This window comes from Cupriavidus nantongensis (genome assembly GCF_041726985.1).
In the GTDB taxonomy this organism is placed as follows: Bacteria; Pseudomonadota; Gammaproteobacteria; order Burkholderiales; family Burkholderiaceae; genus Cupriavidus; species Cupriavidus nantongensis_A.
This window is the reverse complement of record NZ_CP168303.1, coordinates 2,935,849-2,952,208: the sequence shown is the minus strand read 5'-3', so window position 1 is coordinate 2,952,208 and position 16,360 is coordinate 2,935,849. Positions and strand designations below refer to the sequence as shown.

Below are 16,360 nucleotides of genomic sequence, written 5' to 3'. Positions count from 1 at the left end.
CTGTCACCGCCCCGCCGCCATGTCTGACCTCGCCGCCCGCCTCGACAACTTCCTCGCCCGACTCGAACAATGGCTGCCGCCGCAACTGAGCGATGCGGACTGGCAGGAGGCGGTCGCGTTCCGCTGGCGCAAGCGCCAGAGCCTGTTCGGCAATATCGGCTACCTGCAGCCGGTCCGCCAGCTGCCGCCGATCCACCTGGACGACCTGAAGAACATCGAGCGCCAGAAGGATGCCATCGTCGGCAATACGCGCCAGTTCGTAAACCGCCTGCCGGCCAACAACGTGCTGCTGACCGGCGCGCGCGGCACCGGCAAGTCGTCGCTGATCAAGGCCTGCCTCAATGCCTTCGTCAATGACGGGCTGCGGCTGGTCGAGGTCGACAAGGACGACCTGGGGGACCTCGGCGATATCGTCGAGCTGGTCTCGCAGCGGCCCGAGCGCTTCGTGATCTTCTGCGACGACCTGTCGTTCGAGGAAGGCGAGTCGGGCTACAAGTCGCTCAAGTCGGCGCTGGATGGCTCGGTCGCAGCGCAGTCGGACAACGTGCTGATCTACGCCACGTCCAATCGCCGGCACCTGCTGCCGGAATACATGAAGGACAACGAGACCTACCGCCACACCGACGATGGCGAGATCCACCCCGGCGAAGTGGTGGAAGAAAAGATCTCGCTGTCCGAGCGCTTCGGGCTGTGGCTGTCGTTCTACCCGCCCAAGCAGGACGAGTACCTGGCCATCGTCGGCCACTGGCTGCGGCACTTCGGCTGCACCGACGAGGACATCGCCGCCGCGCGCGGCGACGCGCTGGTGTGGGCGCTGGAGCGCGGCTCGCGCTCGGGCCGCGTGGCCTGGCAGTTCGCGCGCGACTGGGGCGGCAAGCACGGCAAGCCGTATATCGCCGATGTCGCGGGGGACGCCAAGGCATGAGCGCGGCGACGCAAAACCCCGCAATCACGGGCGGCAACCCGCCGCGCAAGGTGACCGAGGTGGCGGTCGGCGTGCTGGTGCAGCCCGACGGCCGCTTCCTGCTGGCGCAGCGCCCGGCCGGCAAGCCCTATGAGGGCTACTGGGAATTCCCCGGCGGCAAGCTGGAGCCGGGCGAGTCGGTGGAGGCAGCGCTGGCGCGCGAGCTGCACGAAGAGCTTGGGCTTGATGTCACGCAATGCGAGCGCTGGCACATCCTGGAACATGACTACCCGCACGCCTATGTGCGGCTGCATTTCTGCAAGGTCACGGCCTGGCAGGGCGAACCCGTCGGCCGCGAAGGCCAGGCCTTCTCGTGGCAGCGCACGCCGGTGACGGTGGGACCGCTGCTGCCCGCCACCATCCCCGTGGTGGCGTGGCTGGACGAGGAAGCGCGCAACGGCTGACCCTGCCGTCCGCGTTACTGACAAGCGGCCGCGGCGCCCGCTTGTGCGCCGCCCGGGCCGGCCGGCCCGGTCCACAGGAAAGGAACCTGCATGCTACGTGTCGATCGTATCGCCGACGACGTTTCCCTGCCTGAACTGACCCTGCGCGGCATCATCCTCGGTGCGCTGATCACGGTCGTGTTCACCGCCTCCAATATCTACCTGGGCCTGAAGGTCGGCCTGACCTTCTCGTCGGCGATCCCCGCGGCGGTGATCTCGATGGCCGTGCTGCGGCTCTTCCCCGGCGCCAACATCCTGGAAAACAACATGGTGCAGACGCAGGCCTCGGCCGCGGGCACCCTGTCGTCGATCATCTTCATCCTGCCCGGGCTGGTGATGCTGGGCCACTGGCAGGGATTCCCGTTCTGGCAGACGCTGGCGATCTGCGCGGCCGGCGGCATGCTGGGCGTGGTGTTCAGCATCCCGCTGCGCCATGCCATGGTGGTGCAGAGCGAGCTGCCTTATCCCGAGGGCGTGGCGGCGGCGGAAATCCTGCGCGTGGGCAGCGCCGCTCCGGCCGAAGCTGCGCCGGGCCAGAAGCCGCAGGCGACCGGCCTGGCCGACCTGATGGCCGGGGGCCTGGTCGCGGGGCTGTTCAGCTTCGCTGCCGGCGGGCTGCGCGTGCTGGCCGAGGGCGCCAATTTCTGGCTGTCGGCGGGCGCCTCGGTGATGCGGCTGTCGATGGGCTTTTCGCTGGCGCTGGTGGGCGCGGGATACCTGGTCGGCATCGTCGGCGGGCTCGCCATGCTGCTCGGGCTGGTGCTGACCTGGGGCGTCGCGGTGCCGTGGCTGACCGCGGTCACGCCGCGCCCGGATGGCGCCACGCTGTCGGCCTTCGGCACCATGGTGTGGAGCCAGCAGGCACGCTTTATCGGCGCCGGCACCATCGGCATCGCCGCGATCTGGACGCTGCTGTCATTGGCCAAGCCCATGCTGTATGGCATCCGCGCCTCGTTCGGCGCGCTGCAGGCCGGCCCGGCGGGGCAGGGCAACGTGCCGCGCACGCAGCAGGACATGCCGGCGAAGTGGATCGGGCTGGTGATGCTTGGGCTGCTTGCGGTGCTGGTGACAGTGTTCGCCTGGTTCCTCGCGCCGGCGCCGCTCGGTGGCGGGGCGCGCTGGCGCCTGGTGGTTTACGCGGTGGTGTTCGCGTTTATCTTCGGCTTCCTGGTGGCGGCGGCATGCGGCTACATGGCCGGACTGGTGGGCTCGTCGGCCAGCCCGATTTCGGGCATCGGCATCATCGCGGTGATCCTGGTGTCGCTGCTGATCCTGCTGGCGGGCCAGGCAGACGGCCTGCTGGCCACGCCCGAGGGCGGCAAGTTCGCGATCTCGCTGGCGATCTTCACCACCTCCGCGGTGGTGGCGGTGGCGTCCATCGCCAATGACAACCTGCAGGACCTGAAGACCGGCTGGCTGGTGGGCGCGACGCCGTGGCGCCAGCAGGTGGCGCTGCTGATCGGCTGCGTGGTCGGCGCCGCGGTAATCCCGCCGGTGCTCGAGCTGCTCTACAGCGCGTATGGCTTCGCCGGCGCGCTGCCGCGTGCGGGCATGGACCCGAACCAGGCACTGGCCGCTCCGCAGGCGACGCTGATGACCGCGATCGCCACCGGCATCTTCACCCACCAGCTCAACTGGAACATGATCCTGATCGGCATCGGGCTGGGCGTGGTGCTGATCGCCATCGACGAGATCCTGCGCCGCCGCGGCGGTGCGGGGCGGCTGCCGGTGCTGGCGGTGGGCATCGGCATCTACCTGCCGCCGACGATCAGCTCGGCGCTGGTGGTGGGTGCGGTGCTGTCGTGGCTGCTGCTGCGCGCCGAGCGCCGCCGCGCCACCGCGCGCGGCGACGACGTGCAGCTTGCGCTGGAGCACGCTGAACGGCGCGGCACACTGCTGGCATCCGGCCTGATCGTCGGCGAAAGCCTGGTCGGCGTGATGCTGGCCGCGGTGATCGGCCTGTCAGGCAGCGATGCGCCGCTGGCAGTGGTCGGGGGCGGGTTTGAAGCGACCGCGCAGTGGCTGGGCCTGGCGGTGTTCGTGCTGGTGTGCGTGGGCTTCTATCGCCGCGTGCTGGCGGCAGCGCACTGAGGAAGGGGGCGCTGGTGTTGCGCCCTCAGTCGTCCTTGTCTTCGGACTTGTCGGGGGAGGTCTCGCCCGGCTTGCCGCCGATCACGTACTTCTCCGACGCCCAGGCGCCGAGATCGATCTGCTTGCAGCGCTCGGAACAGAACGGGCGGAACTTGTTTTCGGTCACCCAGGCCACCTCGGTGCCGCAGGTGGGGCATTTGACGACAGCAGGCATGGCGTTCAGCGCAGGCTTCAGAAATTGCAGAGTTTCAGCAGGAACGGGATATCGGCATCGACCGAGCGCGGGCGCAGGTCGCCGTCCTGCTGCGTGAAGCGCACCCACAGCATGTACTTGTTGGCGCTCATCTCGGGGATGAAGGCCAGCAGCGAATCGTCCAGGTAGACCTGCATCAGCTGGTAGCTGCGGCCCGACAGCATCTGCTGGTAGCTGCCGCCGGTGGCGATCACCTTGCCGCTCTGGCCCGCTTCGCGCAGCAGCCGCAGCACGATGCTGGTGCCCATGCGCAGCGACACCAGCGGACGCGCCCATTTCAGGATGTCGGCGCGGCGGTCTTCGGCGGGACGATGCTGCCATGCATAGTACGCAGGCAGGTCGAACTCGCAGGTGCCGCCGGGGATGATGGCGCGGCTGCGGATGCTGGTCAGCCACTCGTTGTCGGTCAGCAGCTGCCCGGCCTTGCCCACGGTCTGGTTGAGCAGGCTGATGCCCTGCTCGATCTCGCCGATGACCGAGTCGAGCGCGTCCTGGTCGATCTGCGGATTGGCGCGCAGCGGCGCCAGCGCCTGGCGCTGGCGCTCCAGTTCCTTGATGAGGTCGGTCTTCAGGTCGGCGCGGCCGGCGACGTCGATGATCTCGAACAGCGTGGTCAGCGCGACATGGTGCTGCTGGGCATGATCCTGGCCGAGGAAGTATTCCAGCCGATCGAACAGGTCCTCCAGCCGCAGGAGAGTCCTGATGCGTTCGTTGAAAGGGTATTCGTACAGAATCAAGTGCTGTGTCCGTGCAGGGCGTCGGGCGCTTCAGGGGCGGCCCGGTGCAGAATGAGGCCCGGGAAATACCGGAAAGGGCGATCTATGCGGGCGGGAATACCGGCACTATGCGGCACTATGCGGCGATTTCCCGGCATGTTCCAGCGCATTCTATGCGAGACCAGGTCCGACGACAATGTCGCGCGCATGATGCAATGCGCCACGGCATGGGCCGGTGCGTTATGGATGGACCGTGCCCGCGGCCGACAGTTCACGGTAGTAGCGGTCGAGCCGGTCGACCTGTGCCACCAGCGCCTCCACCGGCCCGTCGTTGTCGATGACGTCGTCGGCACTTGCCAGTCGCGCCGCGCGCGTGGCCTGCCTGGCCATGATTGCCAGCACCTGTTCGCGGCTGAAGCCGTTGCGCGACATCACGCGGGCCACCTGCGTGGCTTCGGTGCAGTCGACCACCAGCACGCGTCCCACGCGCTCGCGCCACGAGCCCGATTCCACCAGCAGCGGCACCACATAGATCAGGTAGGGATGCGCGCCGGCATCGCGGATGGACTGCGCGCGTTCGGTGGTCAGCGCGCGGATCAGCGGGTGCGTGATGGCTTCGAGCCGCGCCTTGGCGTCAGGGTTGGCAAACACCAGCGCGCGCATCGCGTCGCGATCCATGGCGCCGTCCGGGCGCAGGCAGGCGGGGCCGAAGGCTTCTACCAGCGCCGGCATGGCGCGGCCGCCCGGGGCGGTGATCTCGTGCGCGAGCAGGTCGGTATCGATGATCGCGGCGCCGCGCGCGGCGAACATGTCGGCCACGCGGGTCTTGCCGCTGCCGATGCCGCCGGTCAGTCCGATTTCCAGCATGTGAGGTTTCTGTCAGACGTCGTTGCCGCAACGATACCAGCTTCGGCCGCTTCGCCTGTGTCCTGTTCCCGGCCGCGCGGCCATCACCAGGCAAACAGCGGCAGCACCCCGGGGCCGAACAGCAGCACCACCACGCCGGCCAGCGCGATGAAGGGCCCGAACGGGAACGGCGTGTCGCGCTCCTGCCGGCGCAGTGCGATATTGGCCAGCCCGAACAGCACGCCGGCCACCGACGACAGCAGCACCAGCGCCGGCAGCGCCTGCCAGCCGAACCAGGCGCCGAGCGCAGCCATCAGCTTGAAGTCGCCGAAGCCCATGCCTTCCTTGCCGCGCAGCAGCCGGAACAGCCAGTAGGCGATCCACAGCACCAGGTAGCCGGCGGCGGCGCCGATTACCGCGTCGGGCAGCGCCACGTACAGGCCGGCCAGGTTCAGCAGCAGGCCGATCCACAGCAGCGGCAGCGTGATCTGGTCCGGCAGCAATTGCGTATCGGCATCGATCATGGTCAGCGCCAGCAGTCCCCACACCAGCACCAGCGCGGCCAGCGCCTGCGCGTTCGGGCCGAAGCGCCATGCCACCAGCGCGCTCAGCACGCCGCAGGCCAGCTCCACCAGCGGATAGCGCACGCTGATCGGCGCCTTGCATGCCGAGCAGCGCCCGCGCAGGAACAGGTAGCTCAGCACCGGCACGTTTTCCCACGGGGCGATTTGGTGGCCGCAATGCGGGCAGGCCGAGCGCGGCACCATCAGGTTGTAGCGGCCGGGGTAGGGCAGCGGGTCGCCGCGCAGCTCGGCAATGTAGTTGGCCTCTTCGCGCTCCATCATGCGCGGCACGCGGTGGATCACCACATTGAGGAAGCTGCCGACCACCAGCCCCAGCAGCGCAGCTGCCGCCACCAAAAACACCGGCGGCAGCGCCGCCAGCGCTTGCAGCAGCGGGGCGGTGCCGGTGGGATAAGGGGAAGCGGACCACACAGCCTGCATCGCTTACACCACCTGTCCCAGCTTGAAGATCGGCAGGTACATCGCCACCACCATGCCGCCGATCAGCACGCCCAGCACCACGATGATCAGCGGCTCGATCAGGCTGGAGATGGCGGCGACGGCATCGTCGACCTCGCGCTCGTAGAACTCCGCGACCTTCAGCAGCATGTTGTCCAGCGCGCCGGATTCCTCGCCGATCTGCGTCATCTGCAGCACCATGTTGTCGAACACATGGGTCGCCTGCATCGCGTTGGTCAGGCTGGTGCCGATGCGCACCGACTGCTCGATCTCGCGCGTGGCGTCGTAGTAGACCCAGTTGCCGGCGGCGCCAGCCACGGATTCCATCGACTCCACCAGCGGCGTGCCGGCCGCGAACATCGTCGCCAGGGTCCGGGTCCAGCGCGCGATCACGGCCTTGCGGAACAGGCTGCCGAAGATCGGCAGCTTCAGCAGCGCGCGGTCGGTGGCCCGCTGCACCTTCTCGGATTTCTTCAGCGCGCGCAGATAGAAGCTGATGCCGGCCACCGGCGCGCCGATTACCAGGTACCAGTACTGCACGAAGAAGTCCGAGATCGCGATCACCAGCAGCGTCGGCGCGGGCAGATTGGCGCCGAAGCTGGAGAACACGCCCTTGAACGCCGGGATCACGAACAGCATCAAAATCACCGTGACGGCAAAGGCCACAGTCAGCACCGCGATCGGGTAGATCATCGCGGACTTGATCTGCCCCTTCAGCGCGATGGTCTTTTCCATGTAGAGCGACAGGCGCTCCAGCAGCGAGTCCAGGATGCCGCCCTGTTCGCCGGCATCGATCAGGTTGCAGTACAGCGTGTCGAAGTATTTCGGATGGCGGCGGAACGCGGCGGCCATGCTGCTGCCGGCCTCGATGTCGAAGCGGATGTCGGACAGCAGCTGGGTGAAGTTGGGGTTCACGTGCCCGCGCGCGATGATGTCGATCGACTGCAGCAGCGGGATGCCGGCCTTGAGCATGGTCGACAGCTGCCGGGTGAAGTAGGCGATGTCCTTCTCGGTGATCTTGCGGCCGCGCGCGGCCTTGCGCTTCTTCAGCCTGACGATGGTCAGGCCTTGCTTGCGCAGCGTGGCGGTGACCTCGGCCTGGTTTTCGGCACGCAGTTCGCCGGTGAAGGTCTTGCCCTTGCGGTCCTTGCCTTCCCACTCGAAGATGTACTGGGTGGGGGCCTTGCGTCCCTTCCCCGATTTGGCCCGTGACGGTGCCCCCGTCCGGGCGCCCGCTGCTGGTGCGCGCGTCGCCATGTTATTGACCCCCGATGACAATGACGCTTGTTGTGCGTCTTGTATTTACGTTGTGTCTTGCTTGCCTACGTGTTCGTGGTCGCCAGCACTTCTTCGAGTGACGTGACGCCCTGCCTGACCTTCAGCAACCCCGCTTCGCGCAACGATAGCACGCCGTCCTTGCGCGCCTGCTCGGCAATCTGTAGCGCGGTGCCGTGCGCCAGGATGATCTCCTGCATGGCCTCGGTGATCGGCATCACCTGGTAGATGCCGCAGCGGCCCTTGTAGCCGCTGCCGTTGCAGCGCTCGCAGCCGACCGGGTGGTAGGGCTGCCAGCTGCCGTCCAGGTCATGCTCGCGGAAGCCCGCTTCCAGCAAGGCCTCGCGCGGGATCTCGCCCTCGCGCTTGCAGCTGCACAGGCGCCGCGCCAGCCGCTGCGCCGTGATCATCAGCACGCTCGACGCAATATTGAAGGCGGCCACGCCCATGTTCATCAGGCGTGTCAGCGTGGTCGGCGCGTCGTTGGTGTGCAGCGTCGACAACACCAGGTGGCCGGTCTGTGCGGCCTTGATGGAGATGTCGGCGGTTTCCAGGTCGCGGATCTCGCCGACCATGATGATGTCCGGATCCTGGCGCAGGAACGAGCGCAGCGCGGTGGCGAAGGTCAGCCCGGCCTTGTCGTTGACGTTGACCTGGTTGATGCCCGGCAGCTGGATTTCGGCAGGATCCTCGGCCGTCGAGATATTGATGTCGCCCTGGTTCAGCAGGTTCAGGAAGGTGTACAGCGACACGGTCTTGCCGCTGCCGGTGGGGCCGGTCACCAGCACCATGCCGTAGGGGCGCTTGATCACGTCCAGCAGCAGCGCCTTCTGCTCGGGCTCATAGCCGAGCTGGTCGATGTCGAGCTTGTCGGACGACGATTCCAGGATCCGCATCACGATCTTCTCGCCGAACAGCGTCGGCAGCGTCGACACGCGGAAGTCCACCGCCTTCTCGACGGTTTCCTTGGCATCCTTGTCCTTGGGCAGCGCGATCAGCAGCTTCATGCGGCCGTCCTGCGGCACGCGCTTTTCAGAGATATCCAGCCGCGACAGCACCTTGATCCGGGTAGCGATCTTGTCGCGGATATCCAGCGGCGGGCGCGCGACCTCCTGCAGCACGCCATCGACACGAAAGCGGATGCGGTAGAAGGTTTCGAACGGTTCGAAGTGCAGGTCCGAGGCGCCGCGGTGGAAGGCCTCGGTCAGCAGCTTCTGCAGGAAGCGCACCACCGGGGCATCGTCGATGTTGTCGGCCGTGGTGCGGTTGCGCGGGTTGGCGGCGGCGGCGACCGGATCGTATTCGATCATCTTGCGCTCGGCCTGCACCGGCGAGATGTTCTTCAGCGTGCCCAGCGCCTCGCCGGCGGCGCGCACATGCTTCATCAGCTTGTCGTGCTCGACCACCACCGCTTCGACCGGCAGCTTGTACTTGTCGCGGATCGCGTCCAGGCCGGCCTGGTTGGACGGATCGGACAGCGCCAGCACCAGGCGGTTGTCGCGCCGGCCCAGCGGCAGCAGCCGGTGGGCATGGAATTCACGGTTGCCGGCCAGCGCCGGCGGCACCTTGGAAAGGTTGTACTGGGCCAGGTCCAGCAGCGGCAGCTGGTACTTGTCGGCGGCAAACAGCGCCAGGTCGTGCGCGCTCATGGTGCCGCTGCCGACGATCTCGTCGATCAGCTGCGATTGCTTTTCACGCGCGGCCTGCTCCAGCTGAGCAAGCAGGGCGGGCGCGATACGCCGGCTCTGGGCCAGGGCAAGTCCGAGTGTCATGGCAGGTGCGCAGTGATTGGAGCAGTGTCCGCGGACAGGGCAGGACGAGACGAGCCCGCTTCTAGGGATCGGGGCAGTTTGCCGATGGGGTCACTTTTTGTAAAGGCGACGGCGGGACGTATTGGCGTTTGCGCGACACCGGCGCAACCCTAATGCGCAGGGCCAAGTCCCACGGGGCCGCGAACACAGCGTCACGGCAATTTGAGAATTGCCCCAATCCCCATGGGTCGCAGGCCAGCCATGCTTGTCGGCATGGTGGCTCGTCGACGTCCGGCGTAGTCTGATCTGTTATAGAATCAAAATTGAATGCATAACATCGCATGAGGCGGAACTACAAGAAGCCTTTCGCACAGTTCGTCAAGAAGGCACAAACAAGCCGCTGCAACTGGCGATCGAAGACGAGGTTGAGGAGCTCTGTGCGGCGCGCGAGCTGGGGGAAGCGAAGATCGGGGACTTGGGTGGCATCCGGGTGCACAAATTCCGGTTCAACCGGCAGCAATACCTGATCGCCTACCGGGCACTGCCGCACGAGTTCAACGCGAAAGGCGGGGCACTTGAAGTCCTATGGATCGATTTCTACAAGGTGGGCTCGCATGAGAACTTCTATGACGAGCTCAAGAAATACCTGAAAGCAGAAAGGAATGGACACGATGACGGCTGAAGATCTGCTGCATGCCCTCGGCGAGTTGCCCCCGCGGGAGCGCGTCAGGTTCTTCACACTGATCGGGCAGCAGGCCTTTGGTGACGAGAATTTCTCGCACGAGGAAGTCTTCGGCCATCTGGCTGAAGAGGATTTCACCGCGGCAGAGGCTGCCCAATACCTCGAAATCTCGATGGCTACCTTTCGCCGGCTGGTGCGCGATGGCAAGCTGGCTCCACGGGCGGAAGTCGGGCGCAGCCAGCTTTTCTCCGTGGCGGAGCTGAAAGCATTCAAACGACGGCGCAAAGCCATCAAGAGCTGAGGAGGGAGGGGTAGAAAGACAAAAAGCCGAACCAACTTTCGTTGATTCGGCTTTCTAAATCTGGTCGGGGTGAGAGGATTCGAACCTCCGGCCTCTACGTCCCGAACGTAGCGCTCTACCAGGCTAAGCTACACCCCGATTTGGTTTGCCGGCAGACATTTTGGCGTCAGCAGCAAAGAACGTAAGTTTAGCAGCGTTTTTTTGGGAATGGAAGAGGGCGGAGGAAAACGCCACTCGTTCGGCCTCAGGACTGCCGCTGCAGCGAGAACGCGCAGAGCTGGATCAGCGTTTCTTTCAGCTCGGACGGCGGGAACTGCCGTGCCGCCTGCTCGGCGGCTTCCGCCTCGCGCCGTGCGGCTTCGAAGGTAACCTCGAGCGCGCCGCTCGCATGAATAGCGGCAAAGACCGCGTCGAAATGCTCGGTGCCGCCCTGCACGATCGCGTCGCGGGCCAGCTGGCGCTGCTCGGCGGTGCCGTGTTCCAGCAGGTGCAGCAGCGGCAGGGTGGGCTTGCCTTCGCGCAGGTCGTCGCCGGCGTTTTTGCCCATCTGCTCGGCGCTGGCGGTGTAGTCGAGCATGTCGTCGATCAGCTGGAACGCGGTGCCGATGCGGCGGCCGTATTCGGCGGCGGCTTCTTCCATCTGCGCGTCGGCGCCGGACAGCACCGCACCCAGTTGCGCGGCGGCCTCGAACAGCTTGGCGGTCTTGTAGCGGATCACCTGGAGGTAGCGCTCGACGGTGACGTCGGGATCGTGCATGTTCAGCAGCTGCAGCACTTCGCCCTCGGCGATCACGTTGGTCGCGTTCGACAGGATTTCCATGATGCGCATGCTGCCGGCATCGACCATCATCTGGAACGCGCGCGAATAGAGGAAGTCGCCCACCAGCACGCTGGCGGCATTGCCGAACACGGCGTTGGCGGTATCGCGCCCGCGCCGCAGCTCGGACTCGTCGACCACATCGTCGTGCAGCAGGGTGGCGGTGTGGATAAATTCCACGACGGCGGCCAGCTCATGGTGACGGTTGCCGTCGTAGCCCAGCGCGCGCGCCGTCAGCAGCAGGATCACCGGGCGCAGGCGCTTGCCGCCGGCACCGATGATGTATTCGCCGATCTGTTCGATTAGCGGGACTTCTGAGGACAGCCGCTGGCGAATAACAGCATCGACCGCGCGCATGTCTGCAGCGACCGGGGCAAGCAAGGCAGTGGCGGAAGGCTGGGACAAGATGTTCACCGTTACGCAAAACCGGTCGATTATATGCGATGCACGCGGCGTTCTACGCATGCCCCGCATAGATTGCCGGGCGATGGGCTCAGGGGTATGCGCGCCGCGGCGCCGATCAGAGGCGCCACTATAATTGCAGCCATGGACAAGCCCCTACCTCGCCGCCAACTGCGCCGCACCGCCTTGTGGGTGGCGTTTGCCGCACTGGCGGGGTTCCTGCTCGCCGACCTGACCTGATCCGCAGCGGCCGCCGATTGTGCCGGCCGCGCCGCTCACAGGCTATGTGTCTGTTTTCTTTGCGGTTTTACCCGATCTCGTTTACAATTCCCGGTTTCCTCCGGTAGTAGCTCGCCTTGCGGGTCCTTGCCGGTGGGAGATAACCGGGCCGCATCGCGCGGTTTCGGCGTTTTATTCACATCCGAGAGGTTCGACAATGTACGCGGTCGTAAAAACCGGCGGCAAGCAATACAAGGTTGCTGCTGGCGAAAAACTGAAAGTAGAACAGATACCGGCAGACATTGGCGCAGAAATCACGCTCGACCAGGTGCTCGCAGTGGGCGCCGGCGACCAAATCAAGTTTGGTACGCCGCTGGTGAGCGGGGCTTCCGTCAAGGCTACCGTTATCTCCCAGGGTCGTCACGACAAGGTGAAGATCTTCAAGATGCGCCGTCGCAAGCACTACCAGAAGCGTCAGGGCCATCGTCAGAATTACACCGAACTGCGCATCGAAGCGATCGTTGCCTGATCGATCGAGCGTAATCCGGTAAAGCGACAGGAGTAAGACATGGCACAGAAAAAAGGCGGCGGTTCCACGCGGAACGGCCGTGATTCCGAATCGAAGCGTCTGGGCGTGAAGGTGTTTGGTGGCCAGGCCATCAACGCCGGCGGCATCATCGTGCGCCAGCGCGGTACCCGCGTGCATGCCGGCGACAACGTCGGCGTGGGCAAGGACCACACGCTGTTCGCCCTGATCGACGGCCACGTGCAGTTCGCCGTCAAGGGCCCTGCCAAGAAGCAGCAAGTCAGCGTCGTTCCGGCGGCCTGATAACAGCCTTTGCAGGACGAAAGGCCCCGCAACGCTTGCGGGGCTTTTTCTTTTCTGGCGAAGTAAACTACGCCGGTCCCCCGGATCTGCCGATCCCTCACGGAAAACCCATCATGAAGTTCATCGACGAAGCCCGAATCGAAGCCATCGCCGGCAACGGCGGCAATGGCAGCGCCTCGTTCCGGCGCGAAAAGTTTGTGCCCTTCGGCGGCCCGGATGGTGGCGACGGCGGCCGGGGCGGCAGCGTGTTCGCCGTGGCGGACCGCAATATCAATACGCTGATCGATTTCCGCTACGCCAAGAAGCATGTGGCGAAGAACGGCGAGAACGGCCGCGGCTCCGATTGCTATGGCGCCGCCGGCGAAGACATCACGCTGCGCATGCCGGTGGGCACGCTGATCACCGACATGGACACCGGCGAGGTCATCGCCGACCTGACCGAGCACGGCCAGCGCGTGTGCCTGGCCGAAGGCGGCATGGGCGGCTGGGGCAACCTGCACTTCAAGTCCAGTACCAACCGCGCGCCGCGCCAGCAGGTCGACGGCAAGCCGGGCGAGCGCCGCATGCTCAAGCTCGAGCTGAAGGTGCTGGCCGACGTCGGCCTGCTGGGCATGCCCAACGCCGGCAAGTCGACCTTTATCTCGCATATCTCCAACGCGCGCCCCAAGGTGGCGGACTATCCGTTCACCACGCTGCATCCCAACCTGGGCGTGGTGCGCGTGGACCATGAGCAATCGTTCGTGGTTGCCGACATTCCCGGCCTGATCGAAGGCGCGGCCGAGGGCGCGGGGCTGGGACACCAGTTCCTGCGCCACCTGCAGCGCACCGGGCTGCTGCTGCATATCGTCGACCTGGCGCCGTTCGACGAGGCGGTGGACCCGGTCGCCGAGGCCAAGGCCATCGTCAACGAGCTGAAGAAGTACGACGAGACCCTGTATGAAAAGCCGCGCTGGCTGGTGCTGAACAAGCTCGACATGGTGCCCGAGGACGAACGCGCGGCGAAGGTGAAGGACTTCCTCAAGCGCTACAAATGGAAGGGTCCGGTGTTCCAGATCTCGGCGCTCACCGGCGAAGGCTGCCGCGAGCTGATCTACGCGATCAAGGACCACCTGCAGGCGATCAAGGCCGAAGAGGCCGCGGCGCTGGCAGAGCCGGACATCCGCCTGGACGACCGCCTGCATAACGTCGACCAGGACCAGCGCGAGGCATAAACAAGAACCAGCGGTTCCGAACGAACTCCGGAGACAGGATTTCCACCATGCAATCGGTCATCGCGCAGGCAAAGCGCATCGTCGTCAAAGTGGGCTCCAGCCTGGTTACCAACGACGGCAAGGGGCTGGACCACGACGCCATCGCCCGCTGGGCGGCCCAGATCGCCAAGCTGCGCGTGGCCGGCAAGGAAGTGGTGCTGGTCAGTTCCGGCGCCATTGCCGAAGGCATGCAGCGGCTGGGCTGGGTGCGCCGCCCGAAGGAAATCCATGAACTGCAGGCCGCCGCGGCGGTCGGCCAGATGGGGCTGGCGCAGGTCTATGAGAGCCAGTTCACCCGCTATGGCATCCGCACCGCGCAGGTGCTGCTGACCCACGCCGACCTGGCCGACCGCGAGCGCTACCTGAACGCCCGCTCCACGCTGCTGACGCTGTTGTCGCTGGGCGTGGTGCCGATCATCAACGAGAACGACACCGTGGTCACCGACGAAATCAAGTTCGGCGACAACGATACGCTGGGTGCGCTGGTCACCAACCTGATCGAAGGCGACGCGCTGGTGATCCTGACCGACCAGCGCGGCCTGTACACCGCCGATCCGCGCAAGGACCCGGCCGCGCAGTTCGTCGACGAGGCGCTGGCCGGCACGCCCGAGCTGGAAGCCATGGCCGGCGGCGCCGGCACCTCGATCGGCCGCGGCGGCATGCTGACCAAGATCCTGGCGGCCAAGCGCGCGGCCAAGTCGGGCGCGCATACCGCCATCGCCTCGGGCCGCGAGGCCAATGTGCTGGAGCGCCTGGCGGCCGGCGAGGCGATCGGCACCCAGTTGCTGGCGCCGACCGGCCGGCTGACGGCACGCAAGCAATGGATGGCCGACCACCTGCAACTGCGCGGGCGCGTGGTGATCGACAACGGCGCGGTCGAGAAGCTGACCAGCGGCGGCAAGTCGCTGCTGCCGATCGGCGTGGTCGAGGTGCAGGGCGAATTCGCCCGCGGCGAGGTGATCGCCTGCGTCGATGCGCAGGGCAAGGAGGTGGCGCGCGGCATCACCAACTATTCCAGCGCGGAGGCGCGGCTGATCGCGCGCAAGCCGTCGTCCGAGATCGAATCCGTGCTCGGCCACCTGAACGAGCCCGAACTGATCCATCGCGACAACCTGGTGCTGGTCTGAGCGACGCAAGCAAAAACGGCGGGACTGCCTGGCAGTCCCGCCGTTTTTTTATGCCTGCACCGCTTGCGTCAGCGGTTGCGTCAGCGCTTTTGCGGCGCGCGCGATTGCAGCTCGCGCACCATGTCCGCGGGCTTGCCGGCCACGGTGCGGCCCTCGCAGAAGAAATCGATCGCCAGTGTGGCAGCGTAGGCGTTGCGGACCCCGGTCTGCATGCGGTGCCAGGTCTCGCCGTAGTCGCTGGTGTTGGGCACCCACTCGGTGGCGCCGGGGGGCAGGGTCGCGTACAGCTTGCGCTCGAACACGTCGCAGCGCATGCCTTCGAAGGTCACGTTGCGGGCGCCGCTCTGGCTGGTGGTGACGGCGGTATAGCGCACCACGTTGTCCTTGCCCACCGAGATCGACTTGCTGTCCACCGCGAACGACAACGTGCCGGTGCCGGCCACCGAGAACGGAATCAGGTTGGCCTCCTGCGGTAACGGCGGCAGCATGGCCTTGGCTTCCTCGAAGGTCTTGGGCGCGAACGGATTGTTCCAGGTGCTTTCTTCCTCGGCCATCTCCTTGCCGGTGGTCTTGCAGCCGGCCAGCGCCAGGCTGGCCGCGGCAAGCAGCAATCCGGCAGCGCTCAGGCCGCCGCGGCGGCCCACGCCGGTCAAACTAGTCATCAGTGCTCCGTGAAGTGGATACCGGCGTCGCCGGCGAAACGTAGTCGGCCGTGGCCGGGGCTTCGGCATTGCCGTCGGCATCGGCCTGCTGCGCGGCCTGCGCCCGGCTCAACGCCTGGCCGCGCGGTCCGCCGTGGCGCCCGTGCACGCCGTGGGCGCCATGGTTGCCATGTGTTCCATACGGGCTGAGCGGCACGCGCGGGTGCCGGTTCAGGAAGCGCGACAATTCCGTCAGCGCCATCTGGTAGACATCGCGCTTGAACTCGATCACGGCCTCGAGCGGCACCCAGTAATGGCTCCAGCGCCAGGCATCGAACTCCGGGTGCTCGGTGGCGCGCAGGTGGATGTCGCAGTCCCTGCCGGCCATGCGCAGCAGGAACCAGATTTGTTTCTGGCCCTTGTAGTGGCCGCGGATCTCGCGGCGGATGAACTTGTCCGGCACCTCGTAACGCAGCCAGTCGCGCGTGCGACCGACGATCCTGACGTGCTCCGGAAGCAGGCCGATTTCCTCATGCAGTTCGCGGTACATGGCCTGTTCCGGCGTTTCGCCGTACTTGATGCCGCCCTGCGGAAACTGCCAGGAGTGTTCGCCGATTCGCTTGCCCCAGAAAACCTCGTTTCTTGCGTTGAGGAGGATGATGCCGACGTTCGGGCGAAAGCCTTCACGATCGAGCATGACTGCACCTCGAATCCTTTAGAATTACGCTGAT

Annotated in this window: 18 protein-coding genes and 1 tRNA gene; 9 read left to right on the top strand and 10 right to left on the bottom strand. The window is 66.0% G+C overall.

Features of this window, described 5'->3' with window-relative positions; all coding sequences use genetic code 11:
- Positions 1-19 precede the first annotated feature (19 nt).
- From ACEI37_RS24900 to ACEI37_RS24890, 3 genes are all read left to right on the top strand, one after another.
- A complete protein-coding gene (locus ACEI37_RS24900; protein ID WP_373378579.1) occupies positions 20-925 on the top strand; it encodes an ATP-binding protein in 906 nt (301 codons plus the stop codon).
- Complete coding sequence (locus ACEI37_RS24895; protein ID WP_373378578.1) at positions 922-1,368, top strand: NUDIX domain-containing protein; 447 nt, start codon at positions 922-924, stop codon at positions 1,366-1,368. Before ACEI37_RS24900 ends, ACEI37_RS24895 begins: the two co-directional genes overlap by 4 nt.
- A gap of 90 nt (positions 1,369-1,458) precedes the next feature.
- Positions 1,459-3,498 carry an OPT family oligopeptide transporter gene (locus ACEI37_RS24890; RefSeq protein WP_373378577.1) on the top strand — a complete coding sequence of 680 codons (2,040 nt, stop codon included), beginning with the start codon at positions 1,459-1,461 and terminating at the stop codon, positions 3,496-3,498.
- A 25-nt stretch (positions 3,499-3,523) separates the two neighbouring features.
- Here the strand turns inward: ACEI37_RS24890 and ACEI37_RS24885 are convergent, their stop codons facing one another.
- The 6 genes from ACEI37_RS24885 to pilB form a co-directional block, all read right to left on the bottom strand.
- Entirely contained in the window at positions 3,524-3,712 is a 189-nt protein-coding gene (locus tag ACEI37_RS24885; RefSeq protein ID WP_373378576.1) for a DNA gyrase inhibitor YacG, read from the bottom strand.
- A gap of 17 nt (positions 3,713-3,729) precedes the next feature.
- Positions 3,730-4,488 (bottom strand): cell division protein ZapD, encoded by a 759-nt coding sequence (zapD, locus tag ACEI37_RS24880; RefSeq protein ID WP_373378575.1) that lies wholly within the window; start codon positions 4,486-4,488, stop codon positions 3,730-3,732.
- A gap of 219 nt (positions 4,489-4,707) precedes the next feature.
- Positions 4,708-5,334, bottom strand: a complete 627-nt coding sequence (coaE, locus tag ACEI37_RS24875; protein ID WP_373378574.1) for a dephospho-CoA kinase — start codon at positions 5,332-5,334, stop codon at positions 4,708-4,710.
- An 83-nt stretch (positions 5,335-5,417) separates the two neighbouring features.
- Complete coding sequence (locus ACEI37_RS24870) at positions 5,418-6,317, bottom strand: A24 family peptidase (protein ID WP_373378573.1); 900 nt, start codon at positions 6,315-6,317, stop codon at positions 5,418-5,420.
- 3 nt (positions 6,318-6,320) lie between these two features.
- The gene (locus ACEI37_RS24865) at positions 6,321-7,592 is read right to left on the bottom strand and encodes a type II secretion system F family protein (RefSeq protein WP_025583719.1); all 1,272 of its coding nucleotides are present in this window, start codon (positions 7,590-7,592) and stop codon (positions 6,321-6,323) included.
- A gap of 65 nt (positions 7,593-7,657) precedes the next feature.
- Positions 7,658-9,382 carry a type IV-A pilus assembly ATPase PilB gene (gene pilB / locus ACEI37_RS24860; protein ID WP_373378572.1) on the bottom strand — a complete coding sequence of 575 codons (1,725 nt, stop codon included), beginning with the start codon at positions 9,380-9,382 and terminating at the stop codon, positions 7,658-7,660.
- Positions 9,383-9,626: 244 nt separating this feature from the next.
- On the opposite strand from pilB, the gene ACEI37_RS24855 reads away from it, so the two are divergent.
- Together ACEI37_RS24855 and ACEI37_RS24850 are read left to right on the top strand one after the other, a co-directional pair.
- Entirely contained in the window at positions 9,627-10,043 is a 417-nt protein-coding gene (locus ACEI37_RS24855; RefSeq protein ID WP_373378571.1) for a type II toxin-antitoxin system RelE/ParE family toxin, read from the top strand.
- Complete coding sequence (locus ACEI37_RS24850; protein WP_373378570.1) at positions 10,024-10,344, top strand: helix-turn-helix domain-containing protein; 321 nt, start codon at positions 10,024-10,026, stop codon at positions 10,342-10,344. Before ACEI37_RS24855 ends, ACEI37_RS24850 begins: the two co-directional genes overlap by 20 nt.
- Before the next feature lie 61 nt (positions 10,345-10,405).
- Here ACEI37_RS24850 and ACEI37_RS24845 read toward each other — a convergent pair.
- Both ACEI37_RS24845 and ispB read right to left on the bottom strand, forming a co-directional pair.
- Positions 10,406-10,482 (bottom strand) — tRNA-Pro (locus ACEI37_RS24845).
- Between the two features lie 106 nt (positions 10,483-10,588).
- Entirely contained in the window at positions 10,589-11,518 is a 930-nt protein-coding gene (gene ispB, locus ACEI37_RS24840; RefSeq protein ID WP_092306243.1) for an octaprenyl diphosphate synthase, read from the bottom strand.
- A 481-nt stretch (positions 11,519-11,999) separates the two neighbouring features.
- Here ispB and rplU point away from each other — a divergent pair, with 481 nt between their 5' ends.
- From rplU to proB, 4 genes are all read left to right on the top strand, one after another.
- Positions 12,000-12,311 (top strand): 50S ribosomal protein L21, encoded by a 312-nt coding sequence (rplU, locus tag ACEI37_RS24835; RefSeq protein WP_006576525.1) that lies wholly within the window; start codon positions 12,000-12,002, stop codon positions 12,309-12,311.
- 39 nt (positions 12,312-12,350) lie between these two features.
- A complete protein-coding gene (gene rpmA, locus ACEI37_RS24830) occupies positions 12,351-12,611 on the top strand; it encodes a 50S ribosomal protein L27 (RefSeq protein WP_012353931.1) in 261 nt (86 codons plus the stop codon).
- A gap of 113 nt (positions 12,612-12,724) precedes the next feature.
- Positions 12,725-13,822 (top strand): GTPase ObgE, encoded by a 1,098-nt coding sequence (gene obgE, locus ACEI37_RS24825; RefSeq protein ID WP_062801793.1) that lies wholly within the window; start codon positions 12,725-12,727, stop codon positions 13,820-13,822.
- Between the two features lie 47 nt (positions 13,823-13,869).
- Positions 13,870-14,988, top strand: a complete 1,119-nt coding sequence (gene proB / locus ACEI37_RS24820) for a glutamate 5-kinase (protein WP_373378569.1) — start codon at positions 13,870-13,872, stop codon at positions 14,986-14,988.
- A gap of 80 nt (positions 14,989-15,068) precedes the next feature.
- On the opposite strand, the gene ACEI37_RS24815 is transcribed toward proB, so the two are convergent.
- Positions 15,069-15,650, bottom strand: coding sequence for a CNP1-like family protein (locus tag ACEI37_RS24815; RefSeq protein WP_373378568.1), 582 nt, complete (start codon positions 15,648-15,650; stop codon positions 15,069-15,071).
- A complete protein-coding gene (locus ACEI37_RS24810; RefSeq protein ID WP_111519110.1) occupies positions 15,643-16,326 on the bottom strand; it encodes an RNA pyrophosphohydrolase in 684 nt (227 codons plus the stop codon). Before ACEI37_RS24810 ends, ACEI37_RS24815 begins: the two co-directional genes overlap by 8 nt.
- Positions 16,327-16,360: the final 34 nt, after the last annotated feature.